Genomic DNA, 23,152 nt, shown 5'->3' on the forward strand with positions numbered 1-23,152 from the left:
GATGTCGCTTAAGCACTTTATCCAAATCACCAAACCGGGGATCATTTTCGGTAACGTGCTTTCTGTGGCGGGCGGTTTCTTCCTGGCCTCCAAGGGACATGTCGATCTGGCCATCTTCCTGGCTGCAATGATCGGTACGTCCCTGGTGGTTGCTTCCGGATGCGTGTTCAACAACTGCATCGACCGTGACATCGACATCAAGATGGAGCGCACCAAGAATCGCGTGCTGGTGCAGGGGCTTATTTCCCTGAAACTGGCACTGATCTTCGCGACCATCCTGGGTGTTGCGGGCGTGGTGTTGTTGTACAAGGTGGCCAACCCGTTGGCGGCGCTGTTTGCCGTGATCGGTTTTGTCATCTACGTCGGCCTCTACAGCCTGTACCTCAAGCGCAAGTCGGTTCACGGCACGCTGGTGGGCAGCCTGTCGGGGGCGATGCCGCCGGTGATTGGTTATGTGGCTGTAACCAATAGCTTCGACATGGCCGCGCTGGTGCTGCTGGTGATGTTCAGCCTATGGCAGATGCCGCACTCCTACGCCATCGCGATTTTCCGCTTCAATGACTACCTGGCTGCGTCGATTCCGGTATTGCCGGTCAAGCGTGGCATCCAGGTGGCCAAGAAACACATCCTGCTCTACATCCTGGCCTTCCTCGTGGCGACCTTGATGTTGACCTTCAGTGGCTACGCCGGCATGAGCTACCTTGCCGTCGCCGCCGCCATGGGCATGTACTGGTTGTACATGGCCTGGACCGGCTACAAGGCGGTGGACGACACCGTCTGGGCGCGCAAGCTGTTCGTGTTCTCGATCTTCACCATCACCGCGCTCAGCGTGATGATGTCCCTGGATTTCCAGGTACCGAAAGAGCTGTTGCTGACCTACGCACACTGAGTGGTCTTGCAGTAAAAAAGCCCCGCCTTCGAAAGTCGCGCGGGGTTTTTTATTGAGCGCTGCGCTAAACCGGATACGCTGCGTTATCGTTGACGTTTTTCGCGAGCGAGCTCGCTCCTACCCCCCATTCTACAAATGCAGGAAGCAATGCAATGAGTAAAAAAGCCGTGATGGTCTTCAGTGGCGGGCAGGATTCGACCACCTGTCTGATCCAGGCCCTGCCGCTGTATGACGAAGTGCACTGCATTACCTTTGATTACGGCCAGCGCCATGTGGCAGAAATCGAAGTGGCCCAGAAATTGGCCAAACAGTTGGGCGCCACCGTGCACAAAGTGATGGATGTGTCCCTGCTCAATGAACTGGCGATCAGCAGCCTGACACGCGACAACATTCCGGTGCCGACCGTGAACAGCTCGGGCGAAAGCCTGCCGAGCACCTTTGTGCCGGGGCGCAACATCCTGTTCCTGACCCTGGCTGCGATCTACGCCTACCAAGTGAAGGCCGAGACTGTCATCACCGGCGTGTGCGAAACCGACTTCTCAGGCTACCCCGATTGCCGGGATGAGTTTGTCAAAGCACTCAACCAGGCTCTCAAGCTGGGCATGGAGTACGACGTGCGCCTGGACACGCCGTTGATGTGGCTGAACAAGGCCGAGACCTGGGCCCTGGCCGATTACCACGGGCAACTGGAGCTGGTGCGCGAGCAGACGCTGACTTGCTACAACGGCATCATCGGTACCGGCTGTGGCGAGTGTGACGCGTGCAACCTGCGCGCTCGGGGCTTGAATGACTACCTGCAGAACAAGACACCTGTCATGCAGAGCCTCAAGCACAAGTTGCAACTCAAATAACCCTTGTAGGAGCGAGCTTGCTCGCGAAAAACCTGAGAGCGCCGCGTTCCACCAGATGCGCTGCGTGATCGTTGACGTTCTTCGCGAGCAAGCTCGCTCCTACAGGATTATTGATAGCGCTTGAACAATGAACGTGCCCCGTAGGCCGGCAGGATGTTGAAGAACGCAAAGCCGACTTTGATCGCGATCTGTACATAGATCATGCTGAGGATGTCGCTGGTCTGCATCGCCCCGTAGAAGGCGATAAAGCAGAACAGGAAGCTGTCGATAATCACCGCAAAGAACGAACTGAGGAATATCCGCAGGTATAGATACCTGGAGTTGGTCAGCTCCTTGATCTTGCACAGCAAGTAGGAATTTATATTCTCCGACACCAGGAACGAGACCGAAGAGGCCACCAGCACCGACGACACTTGCAGGATCACGTCGGTATAAGGCCCATCCAGCTTCCAGCCCGGTAGCCCCGGCAGGAACGTGGAGCCATACAGCAGGATGATGATCATCGCGTTGCTGGCAAACGCAAACAGAATGGCTCGCCTGGCCAGGCGCAAGCCAAAATTCTCGTTGAGCAAGTCCACGATCAAGAAGGTCAGCGGGTACAGGAACGTGCCCGGCGTGACGATGATGCCCAACGACTCCAGGTAAATCGGTTTGGTCGCGGCAATGCTGGTGAAGATATAGAAGGTGAACAGCAGCAAGTTCAGGATGATGTAGATCATCCAGGAGTTTTCATTGCGGTCGTTTATATCGTAGGCGGTCAGCGTTCCGCCTTGGGAGTAGAACTTCTTGTACAGGTTCTTGATTTCCATCTTGTTGAAGTTGTCCATCATTTCACTGCTGAGCACTTCACTCAGCTTGATCTTGAGGACCTTGCCCGTGGCGATCACCATGATCACCGCCAGGCGCTTGTCGTTTTCAAAGCCCAGCAACTTGTATTTGCTGTTTTCCACGGCGCCCTCAGACGTTGTCATTGAAGCGCTCCTCAAGGATGTCGCCGATGACACACAAACGCTCTGAGTTCCCGCAGGGTTCGAGGGTGATGAACAGCTTCTTGGTGGCGCGGTCGTACACCAGTTTTTCTTTATCGTCGCTCGACGAGCCTTTCTGCACGATCAGCAAGTCCCCCGGTTCATTGAGGCCGGGAATCCCGTGCTCCAGGCGCACGCCGATCAGGTTGCAGGCGCTGCCAAAGTAGTAGGTCAGCGGATGAAGTGTGGCCAGCTCACCAATGCGCTTGCCCAGGCTTTGCATGAGCAGGCTTTCCTTGAGCACAGGCACTGCCGCCGGGTTCTTGTTACCCAGTGGGGAAACATTGCTCTCGATGACTTCCTTGGCTTCAAAACTGATCGTCTCGATTTCTTCGTAGGAGACGCCAAAGAAGTCAGAGATCTTGCGTATCGTCGACTGCTGTACGTTAACGACCTTGCCTTCCAGGATGTTATAGATGGTGGTCCTGGTCAGGCCGGCGGCACTGCTTAACGAAAGCTGGGTTTCGCCACGACTCTTGATCAAGTACTTGATGTTGCTCTTCAAGTGCTCGGTTTTTTCCCGTCTGTGTATCAAGTGCTCACCACTTCCATTTAGTCATCAGTCCATGCCGGCAGAACCCGTTCTTGACGGCTCGCGGCAGTGAAAGTGTTGCATGCGCCCGCTACAACAATAAAGTACTGAGTGCAGGGATACGCCTCGGTGGTAAATCAGGCAACGGCTTTCTCGTCATACTCTTCTGAACGGCCAGCGCGAATCCCTCGCGCCTCTACAAGGAGTAGTCACCATGGTGCGTGTCAGTCGTCGATCCCTTCTCGCCCTGGGCGCGGCCCTGCCTGTGTTGGGGCAGCTCAATTGGGCGCTTGCCAGCCCGGCGCCGACGAAATCTGACAAGGTACTACTCAATTACAACGAAAGCCCCTACGGCCCTTCAGACGCGGCTCGCCAGGCGATGCAGCGCGCGATTGCAGCCTCCGGGCGTTACCCTTACCCGGACATGTATGCATTGGCCGCGTTGTTTGCCGAGCAACAGGGCATCGCCGAAGAAAACATCGGGGTATTTGCCGGCTCGATGGCTGCCCTGCGTTACGCGGTGCTGGCGTTCGCCAGCCAGACCCGCGGCCTGGTGATGGCCACGCCGTCCTACGAAGTACCGCGCCAGGCGGCCGAATCGATCAAGGCGCCGGTGCATGAAGTTAACCTCGACGCCCAGCATGCCCACGATGTGCACGCCATGCTCGCCGCGGACCCACAGGCCGGCATGCTGTACCTGTGCAACCCCAACAACCCGACCGGTACGCTCACCTCGACCGAGGCTATCCGCCACGCTCTGGTGAATAAACCCAAGGGCAGCGTGCTGGTTGTGGACGAGGCTTATATCGACTTCTGCGACGCCCCCAGTTGCGTAAGTTGGGTCAAGGAACACCACGACCTGCTGGTACTGCGTACCTTCTCGAAGATCTATGGCATGGCCGGTGCGCGCCTGGGCCTGGCGATCGGCCACCCGGCGCTACTGGAGCGGTTGGCCGTGTTCGGCGGCGACAACGTCCCGGCCGGCGCCAGCTTGCTGGCCGCCCGTGCGAGCCTGGAAGACGCGCAACTGGTGGGCCAACGCAGAGCGCTCAATGCCAGATTGCGCGATGAGACGATCGCCTGGCTCAAGGGCCGGGGCTTTACCTGCACCGTTTCCCACAGCAACTGCTTCATGATCGACGTGAAGCGCCCGGCAGAGCAGGTGATTGAGCAGTTGGCGGCACGGAATGTACTGGTCGGGCGGGTGTGGCAGGACTGGCCGCAGTGGGTGCGGGTGACGGTGGGCAATGAGCAGGAGATGGAGCGCTTTCGCGAGGCGTTCGCGGCGCAGGTCTAGCCCCTGGGTTTGCATCCGTTGCCTGGACAGGTAAGCCAGGCATGCTGCATGCTCGACCGGGTTGAATGATCAAGGAAGACACCCGTGCGACCTAATGGCCAACCCGATAAAAAATCGCCCATGCTGCCCGAGGATATGCGCCGCTTGCTCGATACCGAACTGAGCCGCCGTGGCCTGGGACACTTCGAGGTCTACCAGTGTGGGCCGACGCTGGACCAAGCGCAGATTGTGTCCAATTACCCCGAGGCCATGGAGCCTTCCGACACGGCCGACGATTTCTACCGGCGTGGCGAGCTGGTTTCATTGACCCGTACGCGGATCAAACCATTTTTCTGGAGTGATGAACACCTGCTGGCCGTGGCCGATGAGGCGGTGCCGGTGCCGGGCCCCTACAAACCCGTTGGCGAGGGCGCCAGTTTTATCGTGCATGGCAATCGCGGCTTCTACTCGGTGCTCAATCTGTGCAGCTTCGGCGAACATCGGCAATTTCGCGAGACCGTGCTGGCCCATCAAAGTGAACTGCAGATGCTGTTGGTCTCGATGTACGACGAGGCCCTGGAAGATCACGCGGCGCCTGTCGAACAACAGACGGTGCTGACCCCAAGGGAAACCGAAGTATTGTCCTGGGTCAGCCTGGGCAAGACCTACAACGAAGTGGCACTCCTGACGTCGATGACCTCCCATACGGTCAAGTTTCATATGAAGAATATCTTCGGCAAATTGCAGGTCAGCAACGGCAAATCAGCAATCGGCAAGGCCCTGCAATTGGGCTATATCCGCCACCCGGCCTGAGGCCGCAATCACCGCCTACCTGTCCAAATGGGTAGCTTGTTCGCCGCACAGTGCTGCATTAGTTTGCCCAGCTATGGAGTTTGGCGCCGGACACACCGGCGCCGCCATTGCGAAAGGACATCCGGATGAGCCGCTCTGCAGCTTTGCTCCACACCTGTGCCAGCGTGCTGCGCTGATGGGTACTTTTCACGCCTTGCGCGGCCTTAATGCGCGGTTGCAAGCATTGTTCATGATCACGCTGGTGTTCCGCACGGGCACCCTGGCGTTTCCTTTTTACGCGGCGTACCTGATTCATCAACACGCGATATCGGCAGGCACGGCAGGCCTGTTGGTCGGCGTGTATGGCGCGGGCGCCCTGTGTACCGACCTGATCATCGGCGCCGTGATCAAGCGGTTTTCGGCCAACCGGGTCATTCTCGGTTCGTTGTTGTTCAACGCGGTGTTGCTGCTGGTCATTCCCTCGGTGGATAACCTGCTCGCGCTGTTCCTGTTGTCGTTTCTCTGGGGGGCCTGTTACGAAGCCTTCACACCGGCCGCGTTCTCCGAGACAGTGGCTCACAGTAATCTTGAGTCACGCAAAGTGGCGTTTTCCTGCAACCGATTGGCGATCAACATCGGCATGGCCATCGGGCCGCTACTGGGCAGCTTGATCTTCCTCAGCAATGCCGATGCGGTCTTCTACATCAATGCCGTGCTGTCCCTGCTGGCCTTCGCCGCCTGCCTGCGGTTTGGTCGGTCTCGGCAGGCCACCCAAGGCGTACCTGTCGCCGTCAAAGGCGAGGGCTTGCCCGAGGTGGCGGCTCATGAGCGTTCGCGACTGCTGGTGATCCTGTTGGCAGCGCTGCCGGTGCACGTGGCTTACGCATTGCCGCCGACTTTTCTGTCGGCGTACATCATCAACTACACCCAATTGCCGGCCTATTACGTGGGCATCATCTTCTTTATCAATGCGTTGCTAGTGATTGTGTTTGAAGTGCCGATCAACCTGCGCATGGCGCACTTGTCGAGCAGTCGCTCGCTGATCATTGGCCTGTTGCTGGCAGGCTGCGGTTTCTTCTTGATGGGCTTTGGTCAGGTCGGCGCGCTGTTGGTGCTTGCTACGGTGTTGTGGAGCCTGGGCGAGATGATTGTGTTCCCCGCGATCACCCACTACGTCAGCAGCATTTCCAGCCGCGACAGCGTGGGCCGCAACCTTGGCTACTACTCGGCGGGCGTCAACATCGGCGTGATGATCGCGCCCTCGTTGGCGTTCATGTTGCTGGCCCGGCCAACCTTGCCGTCACCGTGGCTGCTGGCAGGCTGTGTGTTGTTGCTGTTCGCAATCGCCGTGGGGATGATGAAAAGCTCGGCGGTGTTGTGGAATAAAGAGGCGTAGACGGCAACCGGCGCTGCGCCTTGCGCGCGCGCCTGGTTGCGTCAGCTACTTACTGGGCGGCGATGGCGTAGCCGTCAAAGGCGCTTTGCTGTTGCAGCGCGGTCACGATGCTCTTGCGCGTGACCGGTTGCTCGGCGCCGCTGTTGTCGATGAAGGTTTCGCTCGCAAGTTCCGCCTCGCTGCCTTCGCCCACAAAGGTGAAACCCAGGAACTCCAGCGCTTCGCGGTCCACATTGAGCTTGGAGCGCGGCGTGCGCAGCGGCAAGGTGACGCTGATGCCATCCTTGCTGATCACAAACACTTCGGTGTCTTTCTTGGCGCGTGCAGCCTTGCCCTTGCCGGCGCTCGGGTTGCTGATGGCCTGGTGCGACTGGTTAAGCACTTTGAGGGCCAGGCCATAGACCAATTCCTGGAACTCGGGATCGTCCTTGAAGCTGGACAGGATGCGGCTGATCGAGAACTGGCTGCTCAGGTGTTCCAGGGCGGCGTTGTCTGCGGCTTCGGCGTCTTTCAATTGTTTGAGCTGGCCCATCAGGTCATAGGCTTTGTCATCGTCGAAGGCATCGTGGGCCTGGCGGATGGCAACGCGTAGCTCGCGGATCTGGTCGCTTTCCTTGGAGGTATGAAACGCGTCCAGCACCATCTCGCTGATGATCTTGGCGGCTGGCACATGCTGTGAAAGATTGATGGCGTTTTCGTATTCGGCTTTGGCGTACAGGGCGACTACGGATTCTTCGGCGGATTTTTCGGTGTAGGAATCAGACATTAAAATTTCACTGCGTAGTATGCGGAGAGACAAAAAAACGTCGGGCATTTTCAGCGGGTGAGGGGATCAGGTCAAGGCAGCCCGCTATTCGTCCAGCTGTGTGAGGCACGCCTGGAAGATATCCAGGCCTTCCTCCAACACCGCAGGTTCAATGGTCAGCGGGGCCAGCAAGCGCACGATGTGCCGCGACTTGCCGCTGGGCATCAGCAGCAAGCCAGCCTCTCGCGCCAGCTCCAGCAGTTGCGCCAGTTGCTTGGGAGCGGGTGTGCCGTCGGCGTGGGCCAGTTCAATGCCCCGCATGGCGCCGACACCGGTGAGGCGGCCCAGGTAGGGCGACAGTTGCTGCGCGCGCCAGGCTTCATAGCGACCCACAATCGCGGCCTCCTGCGCGACGCCCCAGGCGTGCAGGTTTTTGTCGCTCATCACCTCAAGGGTCGCCAGCGCCGCCGCGCAGGCGACGGGGTTACCGGAGTAGGTGCCGCCCAGGCCGCCTTTGGGCAGGTTGTCCATCAGCGCCTTGCGCCCGACCACTGCCCCCAGCGGCATGCCGCCGGCGATGCTTTTGCCGAGCAGCAGCAGGTCCGGCTCGATGCCCAGGCGCGAGAAGGCGAAACGCTGGCCGGTGCGACCAAAACCCGACTGGATTTCATCAATGATCAGCAGGATGTTGTGCTGGTCGCAGAAGCGTCGCAAGGCTTGGGCAAACTCAGTGTCCAAGGCTAGAAAACCGCCTTCGCCCTGCACCGACTCGATGATGAAGCAGGCAACATCGTTTATGTCGATTTCCACGCTGAACAGACGCTCCATGGCCTTCAGCGCGTCGGCGCAGGTTATGCCGTTATCGGTACTGGGGTAGGGCAGGTGATACACAGGGCCGGGCAGTACGCCGACCTTCTGTTTGTAGGGCGCGACCTTGCCATTGAGGTTGAGGGTCGCCAGGGTGCGCCCATGGAAGGCACCGTCGAAGGCGATCACCGCCGTGCGACCAGTGGCACCACGGGCGATCTTCAAAGCGTTCTCTGCCGCTTCTGCACCGCTGTTGGTGAGCATGCCGCTGACGGGGTAACCCACCGGGATAAAGGCGCTGAGGCGTTGCATCAACTCGATGTAGGGCGTATGCGGTGCGGCGTTGAACGCGTAATGGGTGAGCCGGGCCGCTTGCTCGCAAATGGCCGCCACCACGGCCGGGTGGCAATGGCCCAGGTTGAGCACGCCGATACCCCCGACAAAGTCGATGTAACGCTTGCCTGCAGTGTCCCAGACCTCGGCGTTTTTACCGTGACTGAGGCTGATGGGGTGAACGATGGAAATCGACTGGCTGATGCTAGCGTGACTCATGGCTCTGGGACTCGGCAGTGGTGGGCTCAGCGCTATCTAAGCCGCGCGCCCGGCCTTGCCGCAAACGAAATAAAGTCGCCGTGTCATTCCACCTTGGAAGGAGCTGCGACTATTCCGACACCCCATCCTTGCCCGCCGCCTTGGATCGGTACAAGGCTTGATCGGCCCGCGCCATCAGCGCAGCCGGGGACTCGCCCATGCGCCGCTCCACCACGCCCAGGCTCAGGGTAACGTTCAAGGCGCCCAAGGGGGCCGCCTCCTTGATTTTATGGCGAATCCTTTCGGCCAACTCTTTGGCCTCGTCCAGGCTGCTTTTGGGCAGCACCACCATAAACTCATCGCCGCCCCAGCGCGCCAGCAAGTCGCTTTTGCGTACGCAGGCTTCCAGATGTTCCACTACCCGTATCAGGGTCTGGTCGCCGACGCCATGGCCGTATTGGTCATTGATCGGCTTGAAGTCATCGACATCCATGGCCACCAGTGCCAGGGGCAGGCGGAAGCGTTCGGCGCGGTCGCATTCCTCCAGCAGCACTTTTTCCAGGCGGTACCGGTTGGCGATGCGCGTCAGGGCGTCCCGCTCGGCCAAAGAGCGGTTTTCGTCCAGTTGTAATTGCAGTTGCTGGTTGACGCGCGACAACTCAAGCGTGCGCTCCGCGACCAGCGCTTCCAGAGACTGGTTGCGCTTTTGCAACTGTTCGATGGAGCATTTGCGCGTATGGATATCGCGGTGTGCGCCGACCATGCGCGCCACTGAACCGTCGGGGTTGCGGGCAATGACGTAGCCGCGGTCCTCGATCCAGAGGTACGTACCGTCTTTTTTGCGACAACGGTATTCGGCCCGGTAATGAGCGGCGCGTAGGCTGATGTAGTCATCGAACACCGTCATCACGCGAGGGTAATCCTCGGGGTGGATCACGTTCTCCCAGGTGAAGACGCTGTTTTCCAGGGAGTGGTGGGAGTAGCCAAGCATTTCGTACCAGCCGGGATTGCGGTAGACGAAGCCGGTATTGGCATTCCAGTCCCAGATGCCATCACTGACCAACTCCATGATGGCGTGCAACAGGTCGACGTTAAGGTCGGAAACCTCATGGCGTAGCGGTTCTTTGCCGGATGTATCGTCCATCTGCACGCTTCCTGCGGGGGCTGGCGCCCAAGGCCAGTCATGGTTGACGCCGATACTCCGTGGCTGGCGCTACTGTACATCGGCGCTTGCGCGCTTTGAATAGGGCAGGTGTGCTGCTTTTGACGAGTGGCGAAACGCTATTTTTCTGGCGCCATCATCTTTGTTCGAGGCTTCCCATCCGCGTTGTGCTGGTAAATGGCTTGCGGTTGGCCCTGCTCATTGAAAAACACCTGGCCAATGCCCGCCGAGTTCCACAGCCGCTCACCCGCTTCGGCGTGCTCTGGAATATAGGGCACCACCTGCATGGTGCGGCGGCGGGTAAACCAGTTAAGCGGCGAACGCGGGGAGTAGAGCCAGCGGTTGAGGCGGTCGAACCATTCCAGCAGGCGCGGCGGGAACTCGTTCTTGATGCCGCTGCTGGTGATTTGCCAGATATTGGGGCCGCCGTTGCGGTGGCGGATCAGCACTTGGTAGACAAACGAGTAATGCACATCACCGGAAAGGATCACGTAGTTACCCGGCGTGCGCGAGTGGCGGAAGATATTCAAAATCACTTGGGCAGCGCCGCGGTGGGCCATCCAGTTCTCGGCGTCCACCAGCAGTGGGAAGCCACACCAGCTGAAAACCTTTTGCACCGTCTCGATCAGCTTGACGCCGAACACCGGCGCAGGCGAGACAATGATGGCTGACGGGTGGTCCAGTAGCGCTTGTTGCAGTTCGCTCAAGGCTTCCCAGTCCAGTAGCCCGGAAGGTTGCTTGAGGGTGAACTCGCTGCGCCAGCGTCGGGTGCGGGTGTCGAGTACCACCAGCGCCGGGGTGGTGGGCAATACGTAGTGCCACTGCTGGAATTTCAGCAGCGTGGTGACTAGCTCATCCTGCTGTGTGGCGTCCAGGTGGTTGTCTTGCGCCTGGTTGGCAAGTGCCTGGGTTTGGCTCACCAGTTCGCCAAACACCTCGGGCTGGTTGCCCCAGCCCTGGCATAAAAGATAGGCCATCAACGCATTACCGATGATGCGTTTGGAGAATGGATGGCCGTAGGCAGTTTCTTCCCATTGGGCGCTGAGGTTCCAGTCATCGGTGATGTCGTGATCATCAAAGATCATCAGGGTCGAGAGGTGGGCGAATACCCGGGCGACCCCTGGAAGGCCACTGCGAAATTGATCGATCTGTATCTGTTCGCGGGCATAGCGCTGCTGTTCTTGCGCGCTCAGTTGCGGCGGTTGGGGGGAGATCAGTGTCCACGGTGTGGGCGACCAGGCCAGCAGGTACATGGCGATCACTTCGGCAAAGGTCACCAGGTGATTATCGGCGGTGCTGCTGGTGAAAATCGGTTTCTTCACGCCGCCGAAAAAGCGCTCACGCAAGGTCTCGTTACTGTCCAGCGCGGGGAGCAGGTCGGCGCGATGGTAATAGCTGGCGCGATGCCCGTAGAGGGCGGCACTGTCGTCAACCACGGCCCCTTCCAGGTATTCGTCGAACAGGCCCAGGCGCGCGATTAATTCATGAATTGCCCGCAGCATGGGCCCCGCGACGTCGTCGGCGTAGACCTGGTCGCCGCTCATCATCAGCAAGGCGGGGCGTTGTGCCACGGTGGGAGCTTGCGCCAGCAGACGATCAATGCACAGCAACCCGTCATCAGCGCGATGGTGAGGCTTGCGGCAGGAGCCGTGGACCAGTTGGTGGATGCGCCCATGCACGACGAAATCGGGCAGCGTGGCGCCTGCGTACAGCAGATGGGGTGCCCACTGGGCTATTCCGCAGCCGTCAATAAACAGGTCATAGTGGATGTTTACATCCAGAGGCAGGGCGTCAGTCAGGGGCACATCGATCAAGTGGATAAACGAATGGCGCCCGACGGGAACGATTTGACAATGTGCATGAAGGTGAATATCCAGTGTTGATCCCTGAGCGTGCTGCAGCCTCATAACCAGCTTCAGTTCCCGGCTCGCCACCAGCCATAGCACCACACGCTTTGGTTCCAGGCGGCGCAGCAACGGGCCGGCAAGTACGGGGGGAAGTGACTGCAGTTCAGGCATGACGCGATCGGCTCACTAATAAGACAAGCACTCAGTATAACGCTGAAAATGTCGGCATTTCGTCAACGAACGTCAGGCAGTAATACGTTGTGGCTATTAATGAATAAGCAGCGCCCTGGGCGCTACTTATTTAGTAGTTGCGCTTAAGTAAGTTTACTCAAAGAACATGGCCTTTGCCGAGACTGTCCAAGCCACCACCATTACGTCTGCCGCCTCTGTCTGCGGTGACCCCATTGTCATTAATCGAATTATCGGGAGCGATTTGATCGAGGCTTCGTTTCGAGCGTGAGTTGACCTTCTCGCTGGCTTGGGTGTCTTGGTCGGGGGCGGATTGGGAAATGTAAGTATTGACGGGATTAAAGCCGATAGAATTGAACACGGTAACGCCTCACTATTAATGGCATGGTTTACATGGCATGTTCTTCCCTGTAACAGTGCTCGGCGTAAGTTAGTGGGGTTCGGTGTTTTTTGCGAGGTGTTCTATGTTTCTGTTTGTGATGGGTGAGTTGGTTTTATTGTTGGATTTTGGTTGTTTTATTTTGAAACTTTGTTAAAGAAATGCAATGTTGTATGAATATATGTTTGGTTTTCCGTTCTCGGTTATGGGGCAGCAGGGGCAATATGGTTGCCCCTGCCAGCAAATGGCTCAGTTGTTTGCCTCAATCGTCACCTTCGGCACGGTAAATCGAAACTCGCTGCCCTGACCCTGCTTGCTCTCGGCTTCGATCCTGCCGCCATGCGCCTTAACGATGCCTTGAGTGATATACAGCCCCAGCCCGCTGCCGGTGGGGTTGTTTTCAGTTTGGGTCCAATAGCGATCGAACACATGGGGCAAATCGTCCGGCGCAATGCCCTCACCGGAGTCGCGCACCGAAAATACAATCTCCTCGCCGGCGCTCATGGCGCTGATGCCGATGTTGCCCTGGCGCGGAGTGAACTTGATCGCATTGCCGATCAGGTTCGACAGCACCTGGAACAAGCGCTCCGGGTCGGCCTTGATTTGCAGGCCAGGCTCGACATTGAACGACAGGTCGATGCCCTTTTCCGAGGCCAGGGGCGCCAGCAGCGAATACGCCTCTTCAAAAATCTGGCTGACGTCCAGCGCCACCGGCTTGACCACATAGCGCCCGGCTTCGATTTTCGAGGTGTCGAGCAAGTCTTCCAGCAACACGTTCATGCGCCCGGCAGCCTGTTGCATGGTGTCAATGGCGGAAGAAATGCGCCGTGAAGTGTGGGGGCCATCGGAGCTGAAGGCTTTTTGCATCATGCCGCAGAGCATGGAGATGACGGTCATGGGGTTGCGCAGGTCGTGGGAAACCACCGCGACCAGCTCGTCCCGCGCACGCACCGCTTGTTGCTCGCGCAGCACTTGGCGGGACAGGTCATTCTCCAGGGCCGAGCGGCGCAAATCGTTGGCGGCAAACAGGTCGCCATGGCTCCACTTGGTGGAGATACCAGCCATTTCCACTTTCCAGATTTCAAACGAGGTGCGTGGGCGAAGGCGCATGCCCGCGTCGCAGGTTTCCAGATTCAGCGGCTTCTGCGGGTCGCCACTCCAGTGGATGTTCTCTTTGACTTCCGGGCGAAACCACAGCACCCCGTTATCCACAGGCTTGGGCAAGCTCATGGCGAGCACGCCGCTGGCCACGCTCTGGTATTCGGCGGCCGGCGGATAAACCGAGGCCAGGTTATGGCTGGAAAATACCGGTGCGCCGTCGCCCTGCAACCACTTGTGCAGCGCGCGTATCTGCGCCGGTTCCGGGCAGTTGCCGTAGCGGTGTAATTGCTTGTCTTCGATGATCGCCACGCCGCCGGAGAGGGTCAGGTCCATCAGCAGTCGGCCTTGCTGGGCCAAGCCGTCGAATACGTTATTGGCAGAGGCTTTCATCGCCCGATCCAGCAGCGCCAGCGCTTCGACTTTCTCGTCGCGCTGGCGGCTCAGCTCCAGGGCCTCCATGGCACTGATCTGCAATGACAGCACCTGGCCGATGGTCTGGCAGGCCATGCGCAGGTCGTTGGGCACCAGCAGCGGCTCACGGTTGCCGCAACTGATCAGGCCCCAGAGTTTGTCGCCCTTCATCAGTGAAATACTCATGGACGACAACACGCCCATGTTCTGCATGTACTGGCAGTGAATCGGCGACACGCTGCGCAGGGTGGCGAAGCTCAGGTCCAGAGGCTGCCCGGTGTCCGGGCGCAATTTGGGCACCAGCGGTACCGGTTCGTAGGATGCACTCGGGATGATCCGTAGCCAGTTGGTGCGATACAGTTCGCGAGCCTGCTCGGGGATGTCGGACGCGGGGAAGAACAGCCCGTTGAACAATTCCATGGACGGCGCCGAGGCCTCGGCGATCACCTGACCATGGCCTTCCTCTTCGAAGCGATAGATGAGCACCCGGTCATAACCGGTCATGGCCTGGATTTCGTTGACGGTGATGGCGTAGAGCGCCTCCAAGGTCTTTGCCGATTGCAGGCGGTGCAGCATCTTGCCCAGGTCGCTGGTGCGGCCACTGTGCGCTCGGGGTTTGAAATCCTTGAGCCGTGGTTCGAATTCCAGCACTAACACGCCCTGATGGCGATGCAACAGGCCTTCGAACTGCTCACCCTTGAAGGTTATCAGCAGGGGCGGCGAGTCCAGGAATGCGCTGTCCTCGGCCATGGTTTGCACGGCCCGGGCGTACTCCTCGCCAATCAATCTGTGCAACGGTTGATCCAACAGCGCCTCGGGGGCGTGGCCGAACAACGTACCGACGTTGGCACTTACCTGAATGATGTTCAGGCCAGGTTCCGACAAGGTCAGCAGCACGCCGTGGGGCTGGATGGCCCCCGGAAAACGAATGGGTTCGTCGGCGCAGTTGGCAAGCAGCTCTTCAAAATCTTCGGGTTTCATAGCAATACCTCCTGGCTGTCGAGCCATTGCTCAAAGCCGCTGAATGTCGAGCGGGCCGCCATCACCGCGCGCACGGCGGCATCTGTATCCAGTGGCTGACGGCCCAGATAATCGAGGAAATCTTTCCAGCGCCGTCCGGTCTCGGCGCCGTATACATTGAGAAAGGCACCGCCGTTGTCGGCGTTCACATCCAGGCGCAGGGCTATTTCCCGGCGCAGCACTTGGCCACCCAGGGTGGCGCCTTCCAGCACATACAGGGCGCCGAGGCACGCAGCTGGTGTGTCTAATACGGGGAGCTGGGTACAGCGAGGCAGGGCATGGATGGCGTGCTCAGTCAGGCCGAGCGCGTGCAGGTCATGGACCAGGGTTGGCGTTTTCACACGCAACGCAGACTCATATCCGTCGGGAATCAAACCGCTGTCATACAGCGCCGCTTCCATTGGCTGATAAAAGCCGTGGTACGCCTGCAGCAAGCGCCGATACCACTGGGCATCCAGGCGCTCGGAAAAAAACGGCAGGCGCTGTTCCAACGCCACATGCAGCAGGCCCGTGCCCGTGCGCAACGTTTCCAACAAGGAGGGCGCACTAACGTCATGGGCCTGTGAATGCATTCAATGAGCTCGAACTGTGGGCCTGTCGGCCATGAATGACGCGTGAAAATGGGCGACGATTCTACACGACTCATTGTCGTCAGCTGAACGCAGAAGCGAAAAGGCTGACCATCGGATCAGAAAAGTCGCTCCCTGCACCTTACATGACCGCAGAACTAGCCCTCAAGTTCGGTTGAAATGATATCGCGCTGCTATCAATCCCGGGACTGGCCCTAGTGCGTCAATGCTGTCTGCACGCACTCAAGCAAGTGGTCGGTACTCCAGGGCTTGGGCAGAAACCGCACGGAACTGCCCAGCTCGGCGGCGATTTTCGTATTACCTGAGGTCAGCACTACCTGTACTTCAGGCCACCGGTGGGCGACGACACGGCTCAAGTCATAACCATTGAGCAAGCCGGGCATTTGAATATCACTGACAATCAAATCCACCGGGTCATCGCCGCGCTCCAGGTAAATCATCCCTTCGTCTGCCGATGCAAACGATGTCACCACCGCACCAAAGTCTTCCAGCACATCCACCATCAACGCCCGAATGATCTCGTCGTCTTCCAATACCAAAATCGATGGCTGAGCCATGATCCTTACTCCACCATCAGGGGTTCAGTAAGGTGGAGTAGGGGTTGGGTATATAGGTTCGATTGGATGTTTTTTAAACGATGGGTGGTCATTTGGCTGCTTGTGAGCCATGGGCACGACAATCCGTTAAGGTGAACGCCACCCTGCCATCCAAGGAATGCCATGTTCGACCGTAACCCACTCGTGCCTGAACTGATCGTCACCCGCCTTGGCGCGAGCCTGGCGTTCTGGATCGAACAGTTAGGTTTCGCTATTGCCTATCAGCGCGCAGAAGAAGGCTTTGCCTACCTCGACCTTAACGGCGCGCAAATCATGCTCGAACAATACGGCCCCGAGGCCGGCCAGTGGCTTACCGCACCGTTGCAGCCCCCATTCGGGCGCGGCATCAACCTGCAAATCGATGTGCCCGCCGTAGCACCCATCCTGCAACGCTTGGCGCAGATCGGCTGGCCCTTGTTCCGCGATGTAGAGGACGCCTGGTACCGAGCCGGTGACGTGGAGGCCGGGCAGCGCCAGTTCATCGTGCAAGACCCGGACGGGTATCTGGTGCGTCTGGTGCAGCGGCTGGGAGAAAGGCCGGTCGAACAGGCATAATCCAAGGCAACAGCCGATAGGGAGACGTGAATGAAGTATGTGTTATTGACCCTCGCCCTGACCGTTATCGCCGCACCCGCGTTCGCTGCGGGCGATGCCGAGGCGGGCGGCAAACTCTTCACCAAGACCTGCGGCGGCTGCCACAGCATTGGTGAGGGGGCGCGGGGTGGTTTTGGCCCGGAACTGAACGGCATCATCGGCCGGCCTGCCGGTACCACTCAGGACTATCAGTATTCGGATGCGATGAAGAACTCGGGCGTGGTGTGGACGCGGGAAAAACTGGCGGCCTACATTGAAGACCCGAAATCGGTGGTCAGTGGCACGCGGATGATCTTCTGGGGGATCAGTGACCAGGAGAAGATTGAAAATATCCTGGCGTATTTGGAGACATTCCAGCCCAAGTGAGATGCCCAGGCTGGCACGCATCACCGTCCTCTGTCCTCTGTAGGAGCGAGCTTGCTCGCGAAAAGCTCACAGGCGTCGCATTCATTCAGGAAGCACGCGTGATCGTTGACGTTTTCGCGAGCAAGCTCGCTCCTACAAAAAAGCCTTGCTGAACCCGCGACGCAAGGTCCGGGTAAAAGGGTCGCGAGTTCAGCCAAGCACTCCCATAGCATCTTGGCATCGCGGGGTAGGTGCTCTGAAAAAATATCCCAATCAGAAAACTCAAGCGTATCAGGCATTTCTACCAAGCCGGTGATGGCGTCCCAAAAAGCATCCCAGTTTTGGCGATACCAGTTGGGAAAGTTGAGTGAAGTGCACAGCGTGGCGTGAAGTTCTTTGTGGTTCTGGATGCGGCTAAGGTCAATTTTGATGAGGGAGGAACGGGTCACTTGTGCACCATTTGCTTTTTCATCTGCTATAGCTCAGGCTGAATTCTTTGAGTCATTACTCGTTTGAAACTTCGTAATCAAATGCGATGAAGTAGTCACTTTCTGAAAGAGCAATTTCATGAGAAAAGCGCGGCTGTATCACTGATAGCCATTCCCTGCGCAATTCAAACATGCCGTTATTGACTTCCGCTGCGCTCAACAACCCGAGCGTGGAAATCACCGAATAGTCATCTCCGCAGTCCGCTGAACTTTCCGTTCCTCTTAGCCTCTCTGTGGTTCTGTCGAACCATTCCAACCTTATTTTTAGTCCCATGTAGTCCTCACAAATATTTTTTGATGTTTCGTTTTTTGATCGGCCCTTTTAGCTGCTCGCCGCTTATGTGGTTGAACGCACCTATATGGCTCCCATCACTTGCTAGATAAACCTCCAGCTTCCCGTGCTGAGAGTCCCATTCATAGATCTTCCGACCTTTTTCCTCAATCCAGCGTTCTCTCAGCCCGGCGCCTCCTTGTCTGGGAGTCTTGGGTTTTGCTTTTATCAGTTTTTCAAAGCCAGTTATTTGTTCAGTGTTAGGCGCTTTGTGGTACTTGTGATCCCCAGCCTTGGCACCTACCACCACATACAGCGGCCGAACCCCCGACTCCGCCGGAAACACCAGAATAAAATCCCGATAGTCCGGTGGGTAAATAGGGTTAACCAGAATCTGCGCCGCCGTTCCCGTCGGTGGGTAGATCCAGATCACCGGTGCTTGCGGCGCAGCCTCCAATGCCGGAATACCTAAGGTGTCATTTGGATCAACGGAGGGCGTCCAGATCAGCTCTACGCCATTATTCAAATCTGCTACTAACTGGCCACTGCGGTTTTGAAATTGCACCACATCAATCATCTGCCAATCGGCATTGTTACCTGTGTAAAACCCATACCCCTTGAGCGTGCCGTCGTCGCGTTGCTCGATATGCAGCCGCATCTGCGAACGCGCTCGTTGCAGCGAACGCAATTGTTCCTCGTTGTAGAGCGCGCTATCACTTAGATCCGACGGCCAAGCCAGCGCTACCAACCCTGTCAACAGGCTACCAGCGACGGATGCGCTGACTGTGGCCGCCGATTCCAAAAACGCTGTACGCAATGCCAACTGCCCTAAGCCGGCTGGCAGTGCACTGCCGCTGATCTTGCGCAAGGCAACCGCGCCTCGGGCGTCCACTTCGCGCCCGCCCAACAGACTTAAATGGCTGTACTCCTTGATCAGTTCCAGTGGAACAAAACCGGTGGGGCTCGAGTAATGGGCGATACCGTCAGGCAGTTGGCATGGCTTGATGAAGACGCAGCCGGGAGGTTTGGCTGGTGTAGGTGGCGGGGCAGGGGATGGCTCGAAAAAATCGACAGTAGGCGAATACGGCATACGCGACGGTTGCCGGGTGAGGATTCGTCGCTTGAGTAACGCTTGTTCGGTGGGTGGATAAAAGCGTTCTGACATGACCGATTCACTTCCTTGCGCGAGGGAGTGAGCCTATGAGGGGGAGTCAGGAACCGATATCAGCTCAATTTTCAGTTGATGTGGGAAAAGTTGACTGGTACGTGAGTCGCCGCATTGTTTCGAATATTGCGATTTTCGTTTGTTTCGTTTAGCGTTGGCCTCAACTGAATTGCGCAAGACCGGAGTTGCATCATGACCATCAACAACCTTCCAAAAACGATCCTTCCGCTGGAAAAAGAAGTCGAGGCGGCAGTGCAAGGCCAGCGTGAATTAGCGTCCCTATTGTCGACCAAATTTGAAACCCAGCGCATCGACATCTTCGACAAAGAAGATAAGCCACACAGGCTTGTACTCCCAACCTCCGCACTGCGCCTGCTGGTCGATATTCTGGGCGAATTGGCGCTCGGCAATGCCGTCAAGGTAGTGCCGGTTCATGCCGAGTTGACCTCGCAGGAGGCGGCCGACCTGCTTAATGTGTCACGCCCGCATTTGGTCAAAATGCTCGAGGACGGCGCTATCCCTTTTACAAAAACGGGTCGACATCGGCGAGTCCGCTTTTCGGATTTGATGGCGTTCAAGCAACGGCGTGACGAGCAAAGCCAAGAGGCAATGGAAGCGCTGGTTCAACAGGCCCAGGAGTTGGGAATGGGGTATGACGGATGAGGTGTTCGCCCTTTACTGCGGTATACGACGCTTGTGTTCTATATCCTGCGGCACTTAGGGACTTACTCATGTGGCTTGGTTTGTCTGGTTTGTATCGAGCGCGATGGACTGCCCAGATTCAGGATGAGTGGAAGCGCAACGTACTCAAGAACCGACCCGATCTTACGGCGGCTCAGGTGGACTGCACGTCGGCGCTTATGGACATTGCGATACCTGACGCTCTGGTGACCGGATATGAGGACCTGTGTTCGAGTTTGGATTTACCAGATCCGGATGACCGGCATGTGTTGGCAGCGGCCATTCGAAGTAAAGCTGAGGTTATCGTGACCTTCAATTTGAAAGACTTTCCACCGCATGTATTGGCTGCCTATGACATTGAACCGATGCATCCGGATGACTTTATTTCGGATCTCTGGGATTTGGATCAGGCGGCAGTGTTGGGAGCAGCGCAGAGGCAGAGGAGGGCGTTGAAGAAGCCCGCGATGGAGGCGGGAAGCTATCTCGAAATGTTGATGCGGCAGGGCTTGGTGCAGACTAGCAAGGCAATGGGACCTTATGAAATGATGCTGTGAGCAGGATGAGCCCGGTGTACGTCAGTTGAACCACAATAAAAAAGACCTTGAAACGCCAATGTCTTTTTTATGCCTGTGGATCAACTCAGCAGGTGCTTGGAAATCAGCCGCGAGATTTCCACGATCGAGGTCTTGCCAGTGAATTCGAACTTCACCTTCCCCAACGACGAAAAGTAAATCTCCAACTCCGAATCAAGATCAAACGTCCCGGACGTTTCCACCGAGTACGCCACGATGTTCTTGTACGGCAATGAGGTGAAGTCCTTCTTGCTGCCGGTAATTCCCTGCACGTTAACCGCGATGATGCGTTTGGTGGTGAACACGACGCCGTCGCGCATGGCCTTGTACGCGTCGACCACTTCTTCGCCGTCCAGCAGCAGGGCCGCTACGCGTTCGGCGTATTCGTTGTTTTGCTTGAGCTTGAAGAAGCCTTTGTTGTTGAAGTCGATCATGTGCCTGTCCTGGGTAAGTGGTGCCGTCGGTGTATGACGTTTTGCTTGCGGATCTGTATCTAACGCCTGGGCCTGCAAGCCCCTAGCATGACGCTCAACACGACCGCGTCGGCGAAGGATTTCACGCTGGCAGCTTAAAAAACCAGGAGCCAATCCATGCCTGATATGTCCAGCTTGCTCGCCTACGGCCTGATTTCACTCGGCATGGTACTGACACCGGGGCCGAACATGATCTACCTCATTTCCCGCTCCATCTGCCAGGGGCGCACGGCCGGGTTGATTTCCCTGGGCGGGGTGGCGCTGGGGTTTGTGGTGTATATGGTGTGCGCGGCGCTGGGTATCACGGCGTTGGTGATGGCGGTGCCGTTTGCCTACGACGCGCTGCGGCTCGGCGGGGCGCTGTATCTGATGTACCTGGCCTGGCAGGCGGTCAAGCCGGGTGGGCGTTCGCCATTCCAGGTGCGCGACTTGCCCAAGGACAGCCCGCGCAAGTTGGTTACCATGGGGCTGGTCACCAACCTGCTCAATCCCAAAGTGGCGGTGATGTATTTGTCGTTGCTGCCCCAGTTCATCGACCCGAACGGTCATGGCAGTGTGCTGGTGCAATCCCTGGCGCTGGGCTCCCTGCAGATTCTTATCAGCGTGAGCGTCAACGCGGTGATTGCCTGCATGGCGGGTTCCATCGCGGTGTTCTTCGTCACCCGGCCTGGTTGGCAGGTGCTGCAGCGCTGGCTGATGGGGTCGGTATTGATGGGCTTGGCGGTGCGGATGGCGGTGGAAGGGCGCAAGTAAGTCCACGTCACAGGATGGCTTTCAGGTAATCCTTGAGTGCGTGGAGCGGGGCGTCGAGTATTTCCAGGGTCGGTGCTTCGCGCACGTTCGTTGCGAGCCGCTGCAACTCGCGACCCATGACGGTATCGGCGCCACCCAGGGTGTCGAGTGCCAGAGACAGGCATTCATCGAGCTTCACTTGGATCTCGGCCAGGTTTCCCTGGCGCACCAACAACCCAAACACCTCGCGATCATAGCCCTCCATCACGGGATCATCGCGCAGCAACGGGCTGCCGTCGTCAGTCTCATGCACCAGCTTCAACGCAAACAACGCAACCGCTTCAAGCGTCAACTCCATGGTCCCGCTCCCTCCACTGACACGCCTGGCACTTTTTTGCAGGCGAAAAAAAAGACCTTGAATTTCAAGGTCTTTCTTTAAGATGGTGCCCCGAGGGAGACTCGAACTCCCACTCCTTTCGAAAACGGATTTTGAATCCGCCGCGTCTACCAATTCCGCCATCAGGGCTCAATGGCGGCGAAGTATAGAGATGAGATTACCGTTGGTCAATCACGTTTCATGGTCTATTTTCACTATTTCCGCTAGACTTCCCGGCCCTGCTAGACGAACCCCATCATGCGCGTTGCTGACTTTACTTTTGAGCTCCCTGATTCGCTGATCGCTCGCCACCCTTTGGCCGAGCGTCGCGCCAGTCGACTGCTGACCCTGGACGGGGTCAGCGGTGCCCTCGCACACCGTCAATTCACTGATTTGCTTGAGCATTTGCGCCCAGGCGATCTGATGGTTTTCAACAATACCCGGGTGATTCCGGCGCGGCTGTTTGGCCAGAAAGCATCCGGCGGCAAGCTGGAAATCCTGGTGGAGCGGGTGCTGGACAGCCACCGCGTGCTCGCCCATGTGCGCTCCAGCAAATCGCCCAAACCGGGGTCGAGCATCTTGATTGAGGGCGGTGGCGAAGCCGAGATGGTCGCGCGCCACGATGCCTTGTTCGAGCTCAAGTTTGCCGAAGAAGTGTTGCCGTTGTTGGAGCGCGTCGGCCATATGCCGTTGCCTCCTTATATAGACCGCCCCGATGAAGACGCGGACCGCGAGCGCTATCAGACCGTGTACTCACAGCGCCTCGGCGCCGTCGCCGCCCCGACTGCCGGGCTGCATTTCGACCAGCCATTGCTGGATGCGATTGCCGCCAAGGGCGTCGACACGGCCTATGTGACCCTGCACGTGGGGGCCGGTACGTTTCAGCCGGTGCGTGTGGATAACATCGAAGACCACCATATGCACAGCGAGTGGCTGGAAGTCAGCCAGGACGTGGTGGATGCGGTGGCGGCGTGCAAGGCGCGTGGCGGTCGAGTGGTTGCCGTGGGCACCACCAGTGTGCGTTCGCTGGAGAGTGCAGCGCGTGATGGCGTGCTCAAGCCGTTCAGTGGCGACACCGATATCTTCATTTTTCCAGGGCGACCTTTTCATGTGGTCGATTGCCTGGTCACCAACTTCCATTTGCCGGAATCCACGCTGTTGATGCTGGTGTCGGCATTTGCCGGTTACCCGGAAACCATGGCTGCCTACCAGGCCGCCATTGCTAACGAGTACCGTTTTTTCAGCTACGGTGATGCGATGTTTATCACCCGTAACCCGGCGCCGCGCGGCCCTGAGGACAACTTATGAGTCGT

Annotated in this window: 26 protein-coding genes and 1 tRNA gene; 11 read left to right on the top strand and 16 right to left on the bottom strand. The window is 57.9% G+C overall.

The features are described from left to right. The first annotated feature begins 1 nt into the window (after position 1). Positions 2 to 889, top strand: a complete 888-nt coding sequence (gene cyoE, locus GIW79_RS00410) for a heme o synthase (RefSeq protein ID WP_005791249.1) — start codon at positions 2 to 4, stop codon at positions 887 to 889. Positions 890 to 1,041: 152 nt separating this feature from the next. Next, complete coding sequence (queC, locus tag GIW79_RS00415) at positions 1,042 to 1,740, top strand: 7-cyano-7-deazaguanine synthase QueC (protein WP_044268318.1); 699 nt, start codon at positions 1,042 to 1,044, stop codon at positions 1,738 to 1,740. A gap of 107 nt (positions 1,741 to 1,847) precedes the next feature. Here queC and GIW79_RS00425 read toward each other — a convergent pair whose 3' ends face one another. Both GIW79_RS00425 and GIW79_RS00430 read right to left on the bottom strand, forming a co-directional pair. Further along, entirely contained in the window at positions 1,848 to 2,711 is an 864-nt protein-coding gene (locus GIW79_RS00425; protein ID WP_236453812.1) for a queuosine precursor transporter, read from the bottom strand. Further along, the gene (locus GIW79_RS00430) at positions 2,698 to 3,303 is read right to left on the bottom strand and encodes a helix-turn-helix transcriptional regulator (RefSeq protein WP_080757657.1); all 606 of its coding nucleotides are present in this window, start codon (positions 3,301 to 3,303) and stop codon (positions 2,698 to 2,700) included. Before GIW79_RS00430 ends, GIW79_RS00425 begins: the two co-directional genes overlap by 14 nt. Positions 3,304 to 3,514: 211 nt before the next feature. On the opposite strand from GIW79_RS00430, the gene ptaA reads away from it, so the two are divergent. The 3 genes from ptaA to GIW79_RS00445 all read left to right on the top strand — a co-directional run bounded on the left by ptaA (position 3,515) and on the right by GIW79_RS00445 (position 6,764). Beyond that, a complete protein-coding gene (gene ptaA, locus GIW79_RS00435) occupies positions 3,515 to 4,597 on the top strand; it encodes a pyoverdine biosynthesis transaminase PtaA (RefSeq protein ID WP_236453809.1) in 1,083 nt (360 codons plus the stop codon). Between the two features lie 84 nt (positions 4,598 to 4,681). Beyond that, positions 4,682 to 5,389: a helix-turn-helix transcriptional regulator gene (locus GIW79_RS00440; RefSeq protein ID WP_054896959.1), complete on the top strand. Its 708-nt coding sequence runs from the start codon at positions 4,682 to 4,684 to the stop codon at positions 5,387 to 5,389. A 175-nt stretch (positions 5,390 to 5,564) separates the two neighbouring features. Further along, a complete protein-coding gene (locus GIW79_RS00445; protein ID WP_169918863.1) occupies positions 5,565 to 6,764 on the top strand; it encodes an MFS transporter in 1,200 nt (399 codons plus the stop codon). A gap of 49 nt (positions 6,765 to 6,813) precedes the next feature. Here GIW79_RS00445 and GIW79_RS00450 read toward each other — a convergent pair whose 3' ends face one another. The 8 genes from GIW79_RS00450 to GIW79_RS00485 all read right to left on the bottom strand — a co-directional run bounded on the left by GIW79_RS00450 (position 6,814) and on the right by GIW79_RS00485 (position 16,103). After that, positions 6,814 to 7,530, bottom strand: a complete 717-nt coding sequence (locus GIW79_RS00450) for a hypothetical protein (protein ID WP_034128720.1) — start codon at positions 7,528 to 7,530, stop codon at positions 6,814 to 6,816. Positions 7,531 to 7,614: 84 nt separating this feature from the next. Continuing rightward, entirely contained in the window at positions 7,615 to 8,868 is a 1,254-nt protein-coding gene (locus GIW79_RS00455; protein ID WP_236453806.1) for a 2-aminoadipate transaminase, read from the bottom strand. 109 nt (positions 8,869 to 8,977) lie between these two features. Next, on the bottom strand, positions 8,978 to 9,991 hold the full coding sequence (locus tag GIW79_RS00460) for a sensor domain-containing diguanylate cyclase (RefSeq protein ID WP_236453804.1): 1,014 nt from the start codon (positions 9,989 to 9,991) through the stop codon (positions 8,978 to 8,980). Positions 9,992 to 10,128: 137 nt separating this feature from the next. Further along, positions 10,129 to 12,027 (bottom strand): alkaline phosphatase D family protein, encoded by a 1,899-nt coding sequence (locus tag GIW79_RS00465; RefSeq protein ID WP_034128045.1) that lies wholly within the window; start codon positions 12,025 to 12,027, stop codon positions 10,129 to 10,131. Positions 12,028 to 12,184: 157 nt separating this feature from the next. Further along, the gene (locus tag GIW79_RS00470; RefSeq protein WP_127881017.1) at positions 12,185 to 12,406 is read right to left on the bottom strand and encodes a hypothetical protein; all 222 of its coding nucleotides are present in this window, start codon (positions 12,404 to 12,406) and stop codon (positions 12,185 to 12,187) included. A gap of 267 nt (positions 12,407 to 12,673) precedes the next feature. Continuing rightward, positions 12,674 to 14,917, bottom strand: a complete 2,244-nt coding sequence (locus tag GIW79_RS00475; protein ID WP_236453772.1) for an ATP-binding protein — start codon at positions 14,915 to 14,917, stop codon at positions 12,674 to 12,676. Continuing rightward, positions 14,914 to 15,528: a biliverdin-producing heme oxygenase gene (locus GIW79_RS00480; RefSeq protein WP_054922006.1), complete on the bottom strand. Its 615-nt coding sequence runs from the start codon at positions 15,526 to 15,528 to the stop codon at positions 14,914 to 14,916. Before GIW79_RS00480 ends, GIW79_RS00475 begins: the two co-directional genes overlap by 4 nt. A gap of 212 nt (positions 15,529 to 15,740) precedes the next feature. Beyond that, complete coding sequence (locus tag GIW79_RS00485; RefSeq protein ID WP_003194033.1) at positions 15,741 to 16,103, bottom strand: response regulator; 363 nt, start codon at positions 16,101 to 16,103, stop codon at positions 15,741 to 15,743. A gap of 162 nt (positions 16,104 to 16,265) precedes the next feature. Here GIW79_RS00485 and GIW79_RS00490 point away from each other — a divergent pair, with 162 nt between their 5' ends. Both GIW79_RS00490 and GIW79_RS00495 read left to right on the top strand, forming a co-directional pair. After that, complete coding sequence (locus GIW79_RS00490) at positions 16,266 to 16,697, top strand: bleomycin resistance protein (RefSeq protein ID WP_054897818.1); 432 nt, start codon at positions 16,266 to 16,268, stop codon at positions 16,695 to 16,697. Positions 16,698 to 16,727: 30 nt separating this feature from the next. Next, on the top strand, positions 16,728 to 17,102 hold the full coding sequence (locus GIW79_RS00495; RefSeq protein ID WP_034128041.1) for a c-type cytochrome: 375 nt from the start codon (positions 16,728 to 16,730) through the stop codon (positions 17,100 to 17,102). Between the two features lie 20 nt (positions 17,103 to 17,122). Here the strand turns inward: GIW79_RS00495 and GIW79_RS00500 are convergent, their stop codons facing one another. The 3 genes from GIW79_RS00500 to GIW79_RS00510 are packed head-to-tail and all read right to left on the bottom strand — an operon-like array spanning position 17,123 to position 19,005. Beyond that, positions 17,123 to 17,530 carry a barstar family protein gene (locus tag GIW79_RS00500; RefSeq protein ID WP_309595830.1) on the bottom strand — a complete coding sequence of 136 codons (408 nt, stop codon included), beginning with the start codon at positions 17,528 to 17,530 and terminating at the stop codon, positions 17,123 to 17,125. Between the two features lie 55 nt (positions 17,531 to 17,585). Then, a complete protein-coding gene (locus GIW79_RS00505; RefSeq protein ID WP_082430498.1) occupies positions 17,586 to 17,843 on the bottom strand; it encodes a colicin E3-like toxin immunity protein in 258 nt (85 codons plus the stop codon). Between the two features lie 7 nt (positions 17,844 to 17,850). After that, positions 17,851 to 19,005, bottom strand: coding sequence for an S-type pyocin domain-containing protein (locus GIW79_RS00510; RefSeq protein ID WP_054922009.1), 1,155 nt, complete (start codon positions 19,003 to 19,005; stop codon positions 17,851 to 17,853). Between the two features lie 192 nt (positions 19,006 to 19,197). Here GIW79_RS00510 and GIW79_RS00515 point away from each other — a divergent pair, with 192 nt between their 5' ends. Both GIW79_RS00515 and GIW79_RS00520 read left to right on the top strand, forming a co-directional pair. Continuing rightward, positions 19,198 to 19,668, top strand: a complete 471-nt coding sequence (locus GIW79_RS00515; protein WP_054922011.1) for a helix-turn-helix domain-containing protein — start codon at positions 19,198 to 19,200, stop codon at positions 19,666 to 19,668. Continuing rightward, complete coding sequence (locus GIW79_RS00520) at positions 19,665 to 20,240, top strand: PIN domain-containing protein (protein ID WP_236453775.1); 576 nt, start codon at positions 19,665 to 19,667, stop codon at positions 20,238 to 20,240. The genes GIW79_RS00515 and GIW79_RS00520 overlap by 4 nt, the downstream gene beginning before the upstream one ends. A gap of 80 nt (positions 20,241 to 20,320) precedes the next feature. On the opposite strand, the gene GIW79_RS00525 is transcribed toward GIW79_RS00520, so the two are convergent. Further along, the gene (locus tag GIW79_RS00525; RefSeq protein WP_014719840.1) at positions 20,321 to 20,692 is read right to left on the bottom strand and encodes a PH domain-containing protein; all 372 of its coding nucleotides are present in this window, start codon (positions 20,690 to 20,692) and stop codon (positions 20,321 to 20,323) included. 156 nt (positions 20,693 to 20,848) lie between these two features. On the opposite strand from GIW79_RS00525, the gene GIW79_RS00530 reads away from it, so the two are divergent. Then, on the top strand, positions 20,849 to 21,484 hold the full coding sequence (locus tag GIW79_RS00530) for a LysE family translocator (RefSeq protein WP_054897816.1): 636 nt from the start codon (positions 20,849 to 20,851) through the stop codon (positions 21,482 to 21,484). A 7-nt stretch (positions 21,485 to 21,491) separates the two neighbouring features. Here GIW79_RS00530 and GIW79_RS00535 read toward each other — a convergent pair whose 3' ends face one another. Next, complete coding sequence (locus tag GIW79_RS00535; RefSeq protein ID WP_054897815.1) at positions 21,492 to 21,821, bottom strand: hypothetical protein; 330 nt, start codon at positions 21,819 to 21,821, stop codon at positions 21,492 to 21,494. 83 nt (positions 21,822 to 21,904) lie between these two features. Then, positions 21,905 to 21,989: transfer RNA gene (locus GIW79_RS00540), tRNA-Leu, on the bottom strand. A gap of 108 nt (positions 21,990 to 22,097) precedes the next feature. Between GIW79_RS00540 and queA the strand changes: the two genes are divergently transcribed. Further along, positions 22,098 to 23,147, top strand: a complete 1,050-nt coding sequence (gene queA / locus GIW79_RS00545) for a tRNA preQ1(34) S-adenosylmethionine ribosyltransferase-isomerase QueA (protein ID WP_034128030.1) — start codon at positions 22,098 to 22,100, stop codon at positions 23,145 to 23,147. Positions 23,148 to 23,152: the final 5 nt, after the last annotated feature.

The organism is Pseudomonas sp. PA-7-1E, from assembly GCF_021605325.1.
Classification (GTDB): Bacteria; Pseudomonadota; Gammaproteobacteria; order Pseudomonadales; family Pseudomonadaceae; genus Aquipseudomonas; species Aquipseudomonas fluorescens_BV.

Bases quoted from the DNA above. Each gene is read 5' to 3' on its own strand.
- cyoE (WP_005791249.1), top strand. From the start codon at position 2: ATGTCGCTTAAGCACTTTATCCAAATCACCAAACCGGGGATCATTTTC.
- GIW79_RS00475 (WP_236453772.1), bottom strand. From the start codon at position 14,917: ATGAAACCCGAAGATTTTGAAGAGCTGCTTGCCAACTGCGCCGACGAA.
- GIW79_RS00455 (WP_236453806.1), bottom strand. From the start codon at position 8,868: ATGAGTCACGCTAGCATCAGCCAGTCGATTTCCATCGTTCACCCCATC.
- GIW79_RS00520 (WP_236453775.1), top strand. From the start codon at position 19,665: ATGAGGTGTTCGCCCTTTACTGCGGTATACGACGCTTGTGTTCTATAT.
- GIW79_RS00515 (WP_054922011.1), top strand. From the start codon at position 19,198: ATGACCATCAACAACCTTCCAAAAACGATCCTTCCGCTGGAAAAAGAA.
- GIW79_RS00445 (WP_169918863.1), top strand. From the start codon at position 5,565: ATGGGTACTTTTCACGCCTTGCGCGGCCTTAATGCGCGGTTGCAAGCA.
- GIW79_RS00450 (WP_034128720.1), bottom strand. From the start codon at position 7,530: ATGTCTGATTCCTACACCGAAAAATCCGCCGAAGAATCCGTAGTCGCC.
- GIW79_RS00480 (WP_054922006.1), bottom strand. From the start codon at position 15,528: ATGCATTCACAGGCCCATGACGTTAGTGCGCCCTCCTTGTTGGAAACG.
- GIW79_RS00530 (WP_054897816.1), top strand. From the start codon at position 20,849: ATGCCTGATATGTCCAGCTTGCTCGCCTACGGCCTGATTTCACTCGGC.
- GIW79_RS00525 (WP_014719840.1), bottom strand. From the start codon at position 20,692: ATGATCGACTTCAACAACAAAGGCTTCTTCAAGCTCAAGCAAAACAAC.
- GIW79_RS00460 (WP_236453804.1), bottom strand. From the start codon at position 9,991: ATGGACGATACATCCGGCAAAGAACCGCTACGCCATGAGGTTTCCGAC.
- queC (WP_044268318.1), top strand. From the start codon at position 1,042: ATGAGTAAAAAAGCCGTGATGGTCTTCAGTGGCGGGCAGGATTCGACC.
- GIW79_RS00535 (WP_054897815.1), bottom strand. From the start codon at position 21,821: ATGGAGTTGACGCTTGAAGCGGTTGCGTTGTTTGCGTTGAAGCTGGTG.
- GIW79_RS00425 (WP_236453812.1), bottom strand. From the start codon at position 2,711: ATGACAACGTCTGAGGGCGCCGTGGAAAACAGCAAATACAAGTTGCTG.
- ptaA (WP_236453809.1), top strand. From the start codon at position 3,515: ATGGTGCGTGTCAGTCGTCGATCCCTTCTCGCCCTGGGCGCGGCCCTG.
- queA (WP_034128030.1), top strand. From the start codon at position 22,098: ATGCGCGTTGCTGACTTTACTTTTGAGCTCCCTGATTCGCTGATCGCT.
- GIW79_RS00505 (WP_082430498.1), bottom strand. From the start codon at position 17,843: ATGGGACTAAAAATAAGGTTGGAATGGTTCGACAGAACCACAGAGAGG.
- GIW79_RS00465 (WP_034128045.1), bottom strand. From the start codon at position 12,027: ATGCCTGAACTGCAGTCACTTCCCCCCGTACTTGCCGGCCCGTTGCTG.
- GIW79_RS00490 (WP_054897818.1), top strand. From the start codon at position 16,266: ATGTTCGACCGTAACCCACTCGTGCCTGAACTGATCGTCACCCGCCTT.
- GIW79_RS00510 (WP_054922009.1), bottom strand. From the start codon at position 19,005: ATGTCAGAACGCTTTTATCCACCCACCGAACAAGCGTTACTCAAGCGA.
- GIW79_RS00485 (WP_003194033.1), bottom strand. From the start codon at position 16,103: ATGGCTCAGCCATCGATTTTGGTATTGGAAGACGACGAGATCATTCGG.
- GIW79_RS00495 (WP_034128041.1), top strand. From the start codon at position 16,728: ATGAAGTATGTGTTATTGACCCTCGCCCTGACCGTTATCGCCGCACCC.